General features: G+C 72.7%; 12 protein-coding genes. 1 reads left to right on the forward strand and 11 read right to left on the reverse strand.

All coding sequences use genetic code 11. The features are described 5' to 3' along the window. Positions 1–39: 39 nt before the first annotated feature. The 4 genes from ACQFYA_RS20380 to ACQFYA_RS20395 are packed head-to-tail and all read right to left on the reverse strand — an operon-like array spanning position 40 to position 3,849. Complete coding sequence (locus ACQFYA_RS20380; protein WP_499127254.1) at positions 40–399, reverse strand: DoxX family protein; 360 nt, start codon at positions 397–399, stop codon at positions 40–42. A 3-nt stretch (positions 400–402) separates the two neighbouring features. Beyond that, positions 403–726, reverse strand: a complete 324-nt coding sequence (locus ACQFYA_RS20385) for a DUF1330 domain-containing protein (protein ID WP_499127256.1) — start codon at positions 724–726, stop codon at positions 403–405. Between the two features lie 36 nt (positions 727–762). After that, a complete protein-coding gene (locus tag ACQFYA_RS20390; protein ID WP_499127258.1) occupies positions 763–1,233 on the reverse strand; it encodes a PPOX class F420-dependent oxidoreductase in 471 nt (156 codons plus the stop codon). Between the two features lie 36 nt (positions 1,234–1,269). Then, positions 1,270–3,849, reverse strand: coding sequence for a family 78 glycoside hydrolase catalytic domain (locus tag ACQFYA_RS20395; protein WP_499127261.1), 2,580 nt, complete (start codon positions 3,847–3,849; stop codon positions 1,270–1,272). Between the two features lie 179 nt (positions 3,850–4,028). Here ACQFYA_RS20395 and ACQFYA_RS20400 point away from each other — a divergent pair, with 179 nt between their 5' ends. Beyond that, positions 4,029–5,129, forward strand: coding sequence for a GntR family transcriptional regulator (locus tag ACQFYA_RS20400; RefSeq protein WP_499127263.1), 1,101 nt, complete (start codon positions 4,029–4,031; stop codon positions 5,127–5,129). 279 nt (positions 5,130–5,408) lie between these two features. Here ACQFYA_RS20400 and ACQFYA_RS20405 read toward each other — a convergent pair whose 3' ends face one another. From ACQFYA_RS20405 to rpmG, 7 genes are all read right to left on the reverse strand, one after another. Continuing rightward, the gene (locus tag ACQFYA_RS20405) at positions 5,409–6,560 is read right to left on the reverse strand and encodes a glycoside hydrolase family 76 protein (protein WP_499127265.1); all 1,152 of its coding nucleotides are present in this window, start codon (positions 6,558–6,560) and stop codon (positions 5,409–5,411) included. Then, complete coding sequence (locus tag ACQFYA_RS20410) at positions 6,557–7,822, reverse strand: ABC transporter substrate-binding protein (protein WP_499127267.1); 1,266 nt, start codon at positions 7,820–7,822, stop codon at positions 6,557–6,559. Before ACQFYA_RS20410 ends, ACQFYA_RS20405 begins: the two co-directional genes overlap by 4 nt. Next, the gene (locus ACQFYA_RS20415) at positions 7,806–8,777 is read right to left on the reverse strand and encodes a carbohydrate ABC transporter permease (protein ID WP_499127269.1); all 972 of its coding nucleotides are present in this window, start codon (positions 8,775–8,777) and stop codon (positions 7,806–7,808) included. Before ACQFYA_RS20415 ends, ACQFYA_RS20410 begins: the two co-directional genes overlap by 17 nt. Continuing rightward, entirely contained in the window at positions 8,774–9,727 is a 954-nt protein-coding gene (locus ACQFYA_RS20420; protein ID WP_499127271.1) for a carbohydrate ABC transporter permease, read from the reverse strand. The genes ACQFYA_RS20415 and ACQFYA_RS20420 overlap by 4 nt, the downstream gene beginning before the upstream one ends. A 40-nt stretch (positions 9,728–9,767) precedes the next feature. After that, positions 9,768–11,093, reverse strand: a complete 1,326-nt coding sequence (locus ACQFYA_RS20425) for a glycoside hydrolase family 125 protein (protein WP_499127273.1) — start codon at positions 11,091–11,093, stop codon at positions 9,768–9,770. Between the two features lie 87 nt (positions 11,094–11,180). Then, a complete protein-coding gene (locus tag ACQFYA_RS20430; protein ID WP_499127274.1) occupies positions 11,181–11,459 on the reverse strand; it encodes a type B 50S ribosomal protein L31 in 279 nt (92 codons plus the stop codon). 35 nt (positions 11,460–11,494) lie between these two features. Continuing rightward, positions 11,495–11,662, reverse strand: coding sequence for a 50S ribosomal protein L33 (gene rpmG / locus ACQFYA_RS20435; protein ID WP_430549294.1), 168 nt, complete (start codon positions 11,660–11,662; stop codon positions 11,495–11,497). Positions 11,663–11,855 lie beyond the last annotated feature (193 nt).

The following is an 11,855-nucleotide window of genomic DNA, read 5'->3' on the forward strand; positions in this document are numbered from 1 at the left end:
GCGGCTCCTCGGTGACCCGTGTGAGGTCCATGACGCCGGTCAGCGCAGGAACGACCACCAGAGCACGAACACGCAGATCAGGAACATGCCTATCGCGTTGACCCAGAAGTTGCGGCCGAGGTCCCGGGCGCGCACGTGGAACGTCAGCGCGACCACGAAGTAGGCGACGAGCGCCGCCGACGTGACCGTCCCCAGCACCGGCACCCAGATCCCGGCCACGAGCCCCACGACGGCGGCGGCCTTGACCCACGGGACCACCCACCACCAGCGCTCCGGGAAGCGCACGTCGCGGAAGCACTGCGCGATGAACGCCACCGGCCGCACGCACATCAGGCCGTCGACGGCGGTGATCAGTGCCAGCACCAGCACCGGCCAGACCGGGTCGGGCAGCCAGCGCACGGGTCAGGCACCACCCGGCCCGACCGGCTGCACGCGCAGGATCTCGGTCCGGGCGATCGCGCGCTCGCGCACGTCGAGCCGCGCCGCGCGCTCGGGGTCCGCCAGGTAGGCGGCGAGCGCGTCCTCGTCGGGCATCTCGATGAGCTGCACCTCCGTCGGCTGGACCGCGCCGTGGGCCGCGTCGTCGGTGTGCGCCACGTTGGTCACGCGCTGCAGCACCCGCCCGCCGTGCCGCGGCACCAGCGCCAGCACGTCCGTCTCGTACTCCTCGAGGGTCTCCGTCTCGCCGTCGGCCGCCCACAGCAGCACGCACAGGGTGATCGCCATCGTCCACCTTCTCTCGTCGTCGTGCGGCCGATCCTGTCAGTCCTGCGCGAGCCGCGGGGGAAACCCGCCGGTGGCGACCGGACCCCAGCGCTCGATCGTGACGCGCACGAGCGACTTGCCCTGCCGCACCATCGCCTCGCGGTACTCGTCCCAGTCCGGGTGCTCCTTGCCGGCGGCCACCCGGTAGTAGTCGACCAGCGGCTCGACGGAGTCGGGGACGTCCAGCACCTCGGCGGTGCCGTCGACCTGCACCCAGGCGTCGTCGAAGTCGTCGCCGAGCGCCAGGAACGAGGCCTGCGGGCGGCGGCGCAGGTTCGCCGCCTTGGCGCGGTCCGGGTAGGTGGAGACGACGACCCGCCCCTCGGCGTCCACCCCGTAGGTGACCGGGCTGAGCTGGGGAGAGCCGTCGCCGCGCGTCGTGACCAGCACGCCGTGCTTCCGCGAACGCAGGAAGTCCAGCAGCTCGTCACGCTCGACGCGGGTGTTCGTCGCGATCCTGGGTGCCATGGGCTCCACCCTGGCACGTCCGGCCCCGCGGCGTCGTCACCGTGCCGGGAGCGCGCTGCCCACCGGCACCCAGTCCCCGGCCACCTGGTGCCGGCCGGGCCCGACCGAGCGGGCGGGCTCGTCCAGCGGCAGGTCGAGGTGCGCCGTGACCCCCGGCGGCACGTCGAGCTCCAGCTCGAACCGCTCCCCCGTCAGGCGCCACGAGACCCGGACCGGGCCGTACGGGCTCTCGAGAGCCGCCTCCGCACGGTCGAGCTGACCGGTCACGAGCGGGCGCACGGCGACCTCCCGGTAGCCGGGCGCGGCCGGCGCCAGGCCGGCCACGCGGCGGTGCAGCCAGTCGGCGACGGCGCCGTAGGCGTAGTGGTTGAACGACGTCATCTCGCCGGGGTTGACCGACCCGTCCGGCAGCATCGAGTCCCACCGCTCCCAGATCGTCGTGGCGCCCATGCTCACGGGGTAGAGCCACGAGGGGTTGGTGCGGGTCAGCAGCATCGCGTGCGCCAGCTCGGGGTACCCCGCCTCGCACAGCGCGTCCAGGATCACCGGGGTGCCGAGGAAACCCGTGCTGACGTGGAAGTCCGCCTCACGGACCAGCGTGGCCAGCCGGTCCCCCGCGCCGCGCCGCTGGGCGTCGGTCGCCAGCAGGTCCCACACGATGGCGAGCGCGTACACCGTCTGGCAGTCGCTGCGGACCGTGCCGTCCTCGCCCACGTACGCGGCGCGGAAGGCGCGCGCGACGTCGTCCGCCAGCTGCCCGTACCGCTGGGCGTCGGCCTCGTGCCCGAGCACCTCGGCCGTGCGCGCCAGCAGGTGGGCGCTGCGCGCCAGGTACGCCGTGGCGACCACCGCCGGGTCGGCCTTCGCGGCGGCCGCGTCGTGCGGCGGCGCGTCCGGGTCCAGCCAGTCGCCGAACTGGAAGCCCGTGTCCCAGAGCAGGGAGTCGCCAGCCAGGGCGTGCTCCTTGTCCACCCAGGCGCGCATCGAGTCGTACTGGCGCGCCAGCGCGCCGACGTCGCCGTACCGCTCGTACAGCGTCCACGGCACGTGCACGGCCGCGTCGGCCCGCCCCGCCCCCGGCGACTGCCCCTCGTCCCCGGGGCGCGGCCCGCTGACGTTCTCGTGCACCACGTCCGGCACGACCATGGGCACGCCGCCGTCGGCGTGCTGGTCCGCCGCGAGGTCCTCCAGCCACGAACCGAGGAAGCCGCCGACGTCGAACAGGAAGCTGGCCGTCGGCGCGAACACCTGGATGTCGCCCGTCCACCCGAGCCGCTCGTCGCGCTGCGGGCAGTCCGTGGGCACGTCGACGAAGTTGCCCCGCATGCCCCACACGACGTTCTCGTGCAGCCGGTTGACGTCCGGCTCCGAGCACTCGAACCAGCCCGTGCGGCGCAGGTCGGAGCTGACCACCACCGCCTCCGCGTCCTGGGCGCGCACCTCGGCGCCCGTGACCTCCGCGTACCGGAAGCCGTGGAACGTGTACCCCGGCTCGAGCACCTGCTCCCCGCCGGCGAGGACGTAGGTGTCCGTCGCCTTCGCCGCCCGCAGGGGGCGCACGCCCAGCTCGCCGTCGTCGAGCACCTCCGCGTGCCGCACGGTGACCGTGGCCCCGCGCTCCCCGGCCACGCGCAGGCGCACCCAGCCGACCACGTTCTGGCCGAAGTCCACGATCTGCGCGCCGCCCGGCGAGGTGAGCACCTCGCGCGCCGGGACGGTCGCGACCTCGCGCACCGGCGGTCCCGTCGGCGCGACCAGCCGGCCGAGGTCCGCCTCCAGCACGTCGACCGGGCCGTCCGCGACGGCGGCGGGCGCGAGCGGCACCCGCAGGTCCGTGGCCTGGCCGTCGTACAGGTCGTCGGCGAGCACGCCGGTCGTCCCGGCCCACCACCGCTCGTCGGTGACCACCGTCTGCCGGCGGCCGTCCGCGTAGGTGATCTCGAGCTGGGCGAGGAGCCCCAGGCGGTCGCCGTACGAGTCGCGCTGCAGGTTCCACGTGAGCTGCCCGCGGTACCAGCCGTTGCCGAGACCCACCGCGATCCGGTCCCCGCCGGGCGCCTGCAGGTGCTCCGTGACGTCGAAGGTCTGGTAGCGCAGGCGCGCGTCGTACGTCGTCCAGCCCGGATCGAGCCGGTGGTCGCCCACCCGCCGGTCACCGATCCACGCGTCGTAGACGCCGTGCGCCGTGACGTAGAGGCGCGCGTCGGCCACGGGGCCGTCCAGCTCGAGGTCCCGCGCCAGCACCACCGCGCCCCCGTCGAGGCCGCCCACGTCCCGCGGGCTGATGAACCGCGCCCGGACGTCCTCGGGCGCCAGCAGCCCGGCCTCGATCGCGAGCGGCTCGCTCCACGGCGTCCACTCACCGCCCGCCTCGACCCGGACCTGGACCTCGACCCGTTCCCGCGAGCGCAGCTCCCGGAACGGCCAGGCGACGAACACCTGCTCGGGTCCCGTCCCGCCGGCCAGCTCGACGTCGCCGTCCGCGGCCCGCAGCCGCAGCGCGAACGCCTGCTGCTCGCCGTCTCCTCCGCTGCGCGTCCAGGACAGCCGGGGCGCGGCGGTGCCGATCCCCAGGTCCGGAGCGTCGTACTCGGCCACGAGCCGTTCGATGCGCATCGTCGCGCCTCCTCGCGGGACGAACCCGCCATAGGGAACATCTGGCGCCCGTCGTCCTGGGCGATTGAAACGTATCAGGGCGGTACGGGTACTGGCGTGACCACAGACGGTCGGGCCCCGGTGGCCCACAATGGTCCTGGAGCAGGACCATATTCATTCGGCCCGATGAGGGAGCTGGCTTGACCGAGGCGCTGTACGCCCAGGTGCACGAGGCGCTGCGCGCCCGCATCGTCGACGGGACGCTGGCGGTCGGCGACAAGCTGCCGTCGCAGGCTGAGCTCGTCGAGGAGTTCGCCGTCAGCGCGATCACGATCAAGCGCGCCCTCGACATGCTGCGGGACGAGGGCTTCGTGACGCGCCGCCCGCGGATCGGGACGGTCGTCGTCTCCACCGCCCCGGACGACGACCGGAAGGCCCCCGCGAACGGCCTCCCCCTCGTCGGGTACATCGTGCCGGGCTTCGACGACGCCTTCGGCTCGCACCTGCTCGGCGGCATCCTCGAGGCGTCCGCCCACCGGGCGCACGTCGTCGTGGCCACCTCGCGGGGCGACTCGGAGCTCGAGGAACGACTCATCGAGGACCAGCTGGCGCGCGGGATCGACGGGCTCGTGCTGCTGCCGTCGTCCTCGCAGTTCATCCCCCAGGCCGTCGCGGCGCTCGTCGGCCGCAGCTTCCCGATCGTCATCGTCGACCGCACCCTCAAGGGCGTGCCCGTCAGCACGGTGACCTCCGACAACGTCAACGGCGGCCGGATCGCGGCCGAGTACCTGTTCGACCTCGGGCACACCGGGATCGCGCTCGTCGAGTCCCCCAGTTCCGTCTCGTCCCTCGAGGAGCGCCGCCGCGGCGTCGTCGCGGCCCACGCCGCCCACCAGGTCCGCCTCGAGGAGGGCCAGGTGTACTCCGACGTGCGGTCGGTGGTGCCCGGGTCGGCGACCACCCCCGAGGACGACGTCGACCGGCTCGTCGCGTTCCTCGAGGCCCGCCCCGAGCTGACCGGGTGCGTCGTGACGGAGTACCACTCCGCGCGCCTCGTGCTCCAGGCCGCGCAGCGGATCGGCCGGTCCGTGCCCGGCGACCTCTCGATCATCTGTTTCGACGCACCCCCGGAGTTCGTCGACGCCGCCACCCCGTTCACCCACGTGGAGCAGGACCAGCGCGCCATCGGCACCCGCGCCTTCGAGCTCATCGCCCGACAGGTCGAGGAGCGCGGCGACGTCGCGCAGGACACCGTGCCCGTCCGGATCGTCGAGGGCGGCTCCACCGCCCCGGCGAAGTAGTCCGGACTCCCGCGAGGTAGTCCGAGCTCCCGCGAGGTAGTCCGAGCTCCCGCGAGGTAGTCGGACCCTGCCGAAGGTGTGCGCGAGACGAAGGCCGCGAGGTGGTGCGGGATGTCTCGTCGCGAGGCTGGTCGGGCCTGGCGGGAGGTCGCGAGGAACGAGCGACCGGATGGCGCGCCTCGCGACGAGACATCCCGCACCACCTCGCCCCATCCCGAACTACCTCGCGGTGGATTGAACTACCTCGCGGAGATTCGAACTACCTCGGCGAGAGGGCGCTCACTCCAGCAGCGCCCGGACCTCGAGCGCCATGATCGCGCTCAGCACGGTGGAGTAGCCGACCTGGGTCGGCGCGGGCAGCGCCCAGTCGTCGCCGGGCCGCAGCACGACGCCTGCCTCGCGCAGCGCGTCGACGGCGGCCCGCGGCGCCCCGCCCGACGGCGCGGCGTCGTCGAACGGCACGAGCCCGTGCGCCCACAGGGCGTCGGTGCTGGCCCGCACGAGGTCGAGCACCTCGGCGACGGGACGCTCGTCGAGGAGCTGCGCGGCGTACCGGTACCAGACCCCCTTGAACAGCCCGACGTCCCCGCCCGCGGCGTCGGGGACGTCGTCGTCGACGAGCGCGCCCTCGCGGTGGAAGACGCCGTCCGTCGCGAGCCGCCGCACCGAGGTGAGCGCCGTGCGCTCGGCCTTGTCGAGCCAGACGGCGTCACCCGTGGACTTGTACAGCTCGACGCACGCCCCGATGTACAAGCCCTGGTTGTAGGTGAACTGCCAGTGCGTGTCGACGGCGTCCCCGCCCTCGCGGCCGAGGCCGTCCTCGACGAACCCGTCGGGCCCGACCAGGTGCTCCTCCAGCCAGGCGACGGTCCGGAGCGCGCGGTCGAGGTAGGCCTCGTCGCCGGTGCGGCGTCCGAGCCGCGCCCCGAGGATCGCCAGCGGCCCGTTCGCGGGGGTGTTCTTGTAGTCGGGCTGCTGCTTGCGCCACGACAGGGACGGCCCGTGCAGGTCGTTCCAGCCGAGGGTGACGACGTGCTCCCACAGGGCCACGACGTCCCGTTCGACGGCGGCACGCTCGACGTCGTCCGGCGTCGCGTCGGCCAGCCGCAGGAGGGCGAGCGCGTACCAGAGCATGTCGTCGAAGTAGTCGTTGAACAGGCTGCCGTCGTTGCGCCGGCGAATGTTCGCCGCCGTCGCCCGGGCCGCGTCGAGCCACGCCTCGTCGCCCGTCCGGAGGGCGGCGTCGAGGCGGCAGTCGATCACGTGCGCGAGCCACCAGTAGTTGAACGTGCCGTCGTCGGCGGCGGGATGCCCGTTGTGCAGGAGCTGCGGCTGCGCGGCGCCGTAGAGCAGGTCCAGGCTGTGCTGCGCGACGTCGGCGCGGTCCGCCCAGGTCAGCAGGCGCCCGGCGGCGGGGACGGTCGTGGTCATCGGTTGGCCTCCAGGATGCGGTCGCCCTGGGCGCTGGCGTCGGCGAGCGCCGCGGGCCCGCTGAGGGCCCCCGACATCACCTGCTGCAGGGCGGGGATGAGTGCGAGGCCCTCGACGTCCGAGTAGCCGGGCACGGGCGGACGGATCGAGGCGACCTCGATCGTGTCGACCATGGGGGCGAAGCGCCGGTCGACGCTGCCCACGGCCCGGCGCGACGCCTCGACGTTCGCCGGGATGTTCTTGCTGATCTCGGCGAACGCGAGGCTGTTCTCCTGGTCCGCCGCCCACCACTTCATGAGCTCCCACGCGCCCTCGGGGCACGGGGCGTCGGTGGGGATCACGAGCCCGAAGCCGCCCATCGAGGCGCCGGAGTCGCCGCGCGGCCCGACGACGGCGGGCACGACGCCGTACTCGAGCCCGTCGACGGCGTCCCAGGTGGGGAAGTTCCACGGCCCGTCGTACTTGATGGACACGGCACCCTGCGCGAACGCGTCGATGCCGTCGGAGAACCCCAGCTCGTACACCTTGCGCTGGTGCAGCAGGTCGTCCCAGAAGTCGAGCACCTCCAGGCCCTGCGGGGAGTCGAACGCCGTGAACCGCTCGGTGGGGTCGAGCAGCTCCCCGCCGGCCTGCTTGAGCCACATGCTGAAGAGGCCCACGTCCTGGATCTCGAACCCGGCGCGCTTGAGCTGCCCGCCCTCGCGGACCGTCAGGGCCTCCGCGGCGTCAGCCAGCTCGGCCCACGTCGTCGGCGGGCGGATCCCCGCCTCGTCGAGGTGCGCCTTGTTGTAGAACAGCGCTCGCGTGTCCACCAGGAGCGGCAGCCCGAACGTCTCGTCGCCGACGCTCATCTCCCGCACCGACTCCGCGTAGAACGACGCCAGGTCGACGCCGTCGCGCGCCGCCCAGGAGTCGATCCCCTGCAGCGCGCCGCGACGCCCGTACTTGGCCGTCTGCCACCGGTCCCACAGCACCAGGTCGGGCACGTTGCCCGACGCGATGCCGGTGAGCATCTTCTCCTCGAGCACGCCCTGCGGCACGTAGTGGAACGCGTACTCGCCCTGGGCGGCGTTGAACGCCTCGAGCTGCGTCTGGATCTGGGTGGCCTGGTCGCCGGACCAGCTGCCCCACATGGTCAGCCGGCGGGCGCCGGCGTCCGTGTACCGAGGCTGGTTCGGCGCCGCGCAGGACGCCAGGACGGCGGCGCCGGCGCCCACGCCGAGCGCCCGCAGGATCGCGCGGCGGCTAACGGGCGTTGACATGGGAGACCCCCTCGATGATGTAGCGCTGGGCGAGGACGAAGAGCAGCAGCACCGGCAGGCTGGTGATGACGGTGCCCGCCATGAGCGGGCCGTAGTCGGTCGCGTAGTCGGTGACGAACGACGCGAGGCCCACCTGGACGGTCCACATCTCCTGGACGTTGAGCACGATGAGCGGCCACATGAAGCTGTTCCAGCCCGCCTGGAAGGTGAGGATCGCGAGGACGGCCGCGCCCGCCTTGGCCAGCGGCAGGTAGACCTGCGCGAAGATCCGGAACTCCGAGGCGCCGTCGATGCGCGCGGCCTCGCCCAGCTCGTCGGGGATGGACGAGAAGAACTGCCGCATGAAGAACACGGCGAACGCGCCGGCGGCCCCGGGCAGGATGATCGCCCAGTAGGTGTTGAGCAGGCCGACGCCGCCCTGGCCGACGACGTTGTTCCCGCCCGCGAAGGGGATGGCCCGCAGCACGAGGAACGACGGCACCATGGTCACGATGCCGGGCACCATCAGCGAGCCCAGGAGGGTCACGAACAGCGCGCGCCGGCCACGGAACTTCAGCTTCGCGAACGCGTACCCCGCGAGGGAGCCGAAGAAGAGGTTCAGCACGACGCCCCCGACGGCCAGGACCATCGAGTTCCAGAAGTACCGCGCGAACGGCACCTCGGTCATCACCCGCTCGTAGTTCTCGAGGGTGACGGTCTTCGGGATCAGGTCGGTCGCGCCCGAGAGGATGTCCCCGGCCGGCTTGAGCGACGTCACCAGCGTCCAGAGCAGCGGGAAGACGGTGAGGATCGCGACGACGACGACGGCGACCCACCAGGCGACGGCGCCGACGCGCTGGGCGGGGGTCCGGTGCTTCGTGTGCGGCTCGACGTACCCGCCGGCGGCGGGCCCGGTCAGCACGGCCGCGCCGGCGAGCGACGCGGGGGACCCGGCGGAGGCGGTCTGCGCGCTCATGAGTTGTCCCTTCCCGTGACCCGGGCGTTGATGACGGCGAAGACCGCGATGATCGCGAAGAGGACGAACGAGATCGCCGACGCGTAGCCCATCTCGAGGTTCCCGAAGCCCTGCGTGTAGATGTAGTAGACGAGCGTGATCGTCGAGTTGCCCGGGCCGCCCTTGGTGAGCACGTAGGCCTGGTCGAACACCTGGAACGCGCCGATCACGAGCAGCGTCGAGACGAGGAACGTGGTGCGCGACAGGCTCGGCATGACGACGTAGCGCAGCTGCTGCCACCAGCCCGCGCCGTCGATGCGCGCCGCCTCGTAGAGCTGCGGCGGGATCCCCTGCAGGCCGCCGAGGTAGATCATCATGTTGGTGCCGAAGCCCGCCCAGACGCTCATGATGACGATCGCCGGCATCGCCCAGACCGAGTCGTACAGCCAGGCGGGCCCGTCGATCCCGAACCAGCCGAGGGCGACGTTGATCATCCCGAACTGCGGGTTGAGCAGCCAGTACCAGATGGTCGCGGTCGCGACGGTCGAGGAGACCACGGGCACGTAGAAGAACGTGCGGAACAGCGACGCGACCCGCACGCGGCGGTTGAGCAGCAGGGCCGTCGCGAGCGCGACGAGGATGCCCAGCGGGACGAACAGCAGCGTGTAGTACGCCGTGTTCCGCAGCGCGATCGCGAAGTACGGGTCGAGGAAGAGCCGGCGGTAGTTGTCGACGCCGAGCCACTCCGAGTCGCCGATGACCGAGTAGCTCGTGAAGCTCATGACGAGCGCCATGCCCGCCGGGACCACCACGAAGACGGCGAACAGGAGCATGGGGAGGGCCACGAAGAGCCAGCCCCACCGTTCCTGGATCCGCCACTGGCGTGAGGGCCGGCGTCGTCCGGGCGGGGAGGGCGGCGGTGCCGCCTCCTCACGCCCGAGCGGCGCCGTTGCCGCTGTCGTGACTGTCATGGTGCTGATCGCCTCCTTTGCCGATCCGCACGAACCGCTCCTATGCGGCGTGCGTAAACCTTGCGGTCGCCGTCCCGGGGACCCGGTGGCCGACGACGTCGAGCACGAGCTCGCAGAACATCGAGTCGGCCCAGCTGAACCACTTCCGCGTGAACCGCTCCGGGTCGTCGACGTCGTACGACTCGCACATCCGCCCGCGCGCCGCGTTGGTGGCGAGCATCGACGCGACGAGCGCGCGCTTCTCCGCCGGGTCCGTCGAGGTCAGGCCCCGGACGGCGGCGGAGATCGGCCAGACGTAGCGCGGCGGCGTGTGCGGGCTGCCGAGGCCGTCGCCGGTGGCGCCGCGCACGAAGGTGGGGTTGTCGTCGCTGAGGATGAAGCGCCGCGTCGCGAGGTAGAGCGGGTCGTCGGGGGCGATGCCTCCGGTGAGCGGCAGCGAGAGCAGGCTCGGCATGTTCGAGTCGTCCATGAGCAGCCGGTGGCCGAGGCCGTCGACCTCGTAGGCGAGGATCGGCCCGTGCTCGGGGTGCTCCACGACGCCGTGCCGCCGGGTCGCCTCGTCGAGCTCGGTCGCGAGCGCCGCGGCCCGCGCGGCGAGGTCCGGGTCGTCCAGCGGCCCGCTGGCGAGCTCGGCCAGGCCGCGCAGCGACGCGGCGGCGAACAGGTTGCCGGGCACGTTGTAGTGGTGGACGCACGCGTCGTCGCTGGGACGGAAGGCGCTCCAGGTCATGCCGGTGACGGCGACGGGCGAGCCCTGGCCGTCGCGCACGAGCGTGTCGGTGGGCGGGCAGTCGTCCCGCTGGAACCGGTAGTCGGACCGCGCGTCGTGGTCCTGCTCGGTGCGGAGGGTGGCGATGACCAGCTCCGCGGCACTGCGGAACGCCTCGTCGAGGTGGTCGGTGCGCCCGGTGCCGAGCCACACCTGGTGCGCGAGCTGGAGCGGGAAGGCGAGCGAGTCGACCTCGTACTTCCGCTCCCAGACGCCCGGCGCCATCGCCGTGCGGTCGGCCTGGTGGCCGGCCCCGTCCGGCCCCCGGTTGAAGGCGTTGGCGTACGGGTCCTGGAGGATCTGGCGGCTCTGCCGGCGCACCAGGGCGGCCGCGACGTCCCCGAGCCCGGCGTCGAGGCCGAGGAGCGCGAGGTACGGGCGCATCTGGGCCGCGGAGTCGCGGAGCCACATCGCGGGGATGTCCCCCGTGAGGACGAACGCCGTGCCGTCCGGCTCGAGCGCCACGGCGTCCCGCAGCGTGCGGCGGAGCGCCGCGGCGAAGACCTCGGCCGTGGCTGCGTCGAAGGCGTCGGCGACGCGGGCGGTGACGTCGTCCAGCACGCGCGGGTCCAGCGTCGCGGCGGTGCGCGGTTCCATGAATCCATGCTCCATCGTTTAGGTATATCTAATACGTGGAACATAGCAGGAGGGCGTCGCCGGACGCCAGACCCGACGCGGACGGGGTTAGCGGGCGCTCTGCCCGTAGCGGCGGCGGAACTTCTCGACGCGGCCGGCGGTGTCGACCACGCGCGAGGCCCCGGTCCAGAACGGGTGGCTGGCGCTCGAGATCTCGACGTCGATCACCGGGTAGGTGCGGCCGCCCTCCCACTCGACGGTGCGGGTGGGCCGGCCCGGCCCGGAGGCGGTCTCCCCCGCCAGCGTGGAGCGCGTGAGGAACGCGGTGCCGACGCTGGTGTCGCGGAAGACGACGGGGCCGTAGGTGGGGTGGATGCTCTGCTTCATGGTGCGGTTCCTCTCTGTCACCAGGGTCGTGGTCGTCAGCGCTCCTCGCGGAAGTCGACGTGCCGCCGGACGACGGGGTCGTACTTGCGCAGCACGACGCGGTCCGGGTCGTTGCGACGGTTCTTGCGGGTGACGTACGTGAAGCCGGTGCCCGCCGTCGAGCGAAGCTTGACCACCGGGCGCAGGTCGGTGCGGGTTGCCATCAGACGTTCCCTCCTCCGGTGTTGAGAACAATTCTCAACTACCCTCATCCCTAACCCGCCGGAGGCGCCCGTGATTCCCGACCACCGCCGGGAACACGGACCGCGTGGACGCTGTTCTCCCCGCGCGGGCCCGGGGCCGATCCCGAGACCGGCGGCCTGCGGAGACGTAGGCTCCTGGCTGACCTGGCCGACC

Source organism: Promicromonospora sp. Marseille-Q5078 (assembly GCF_050315395.1).
Lineage (GTDB): Bacteria > Actinomycetota > Actinomycetes > Actinomycetales > Cellulomonadaceae > Isoptericola.

Coding starts and splice junctions, on each gene's coding strand:
- ACQFYA_RS20415 (WP_499127269.1), bottom strand. CDS start 8,777: ATGAGCGCGCAGACCGCCTCCGCCGGGTCCCCCGCGTCGCTCGCCGGC.
- ACQFYA_RS20390 (WP_499127258.1), bottom strand. CDS start 1,233: ATGGCACCCAGGATCGCGACGAACACCCGCGTCGAGCGTGACGAGCTG.
- ACQFYA_RS20425 (WP_499127273.1), bottom strand. CDS start 11,093: ATGGAACCGCGCACCGCCGCGACGCTGGACCCGCGCGTGCTGGACGAC.
- ACQFYA_RS20395 (WP_499127261.1), bottom strand. CDS start 3,849: ATGCGCATCGAACGGCTCGTGGCCGAGTACGACGCTCCGGACCTGGGG.
- ACQFYA_RS20405 (WP_499127265.1), bottom strand. CDS start 6,560: ATGACCACGACCGTCCCCGCCGCCGGGCGCCTGCTGACCTGGGCGGAC.
- rpmG (WP_430549294.1), bottom strand. CDS start 11,662: ATGGCAACCCGCACCGACCTGCGCCCGGTGGTCAAGCTTCGCTCGACG.
- ACQFYA_RS20430 (WP_499127274.1), bottom strand. CDS start 11,459: ATGAAGCAGAGCATCCACCCCACCTACGGCCCCGTCGTCTTCCGCGAC.
- ACQFYA_RS20385 (WP_499127256.1), bottom strand. CDS start 726: ATGGCGATCACCCTGTGCGTGCTGCTGTGGGCGGCCGACGGCGAGACG.
- ACQFYA_RS20410 (WP_499127267.1), bottom strand. CDS start 7,822: ATGTCAACGCCCGTTAGCCGCCGCGCGATCCTGCGGGCGCTCGGCGTG.
- ACQFYA_RS20420 (WP_499127271.1), bottom strand. CDS start 9,727: ATGACAGTCACGACAGCGGCAACGGCGCCGCTCGGGCGTGAGGAGGCG.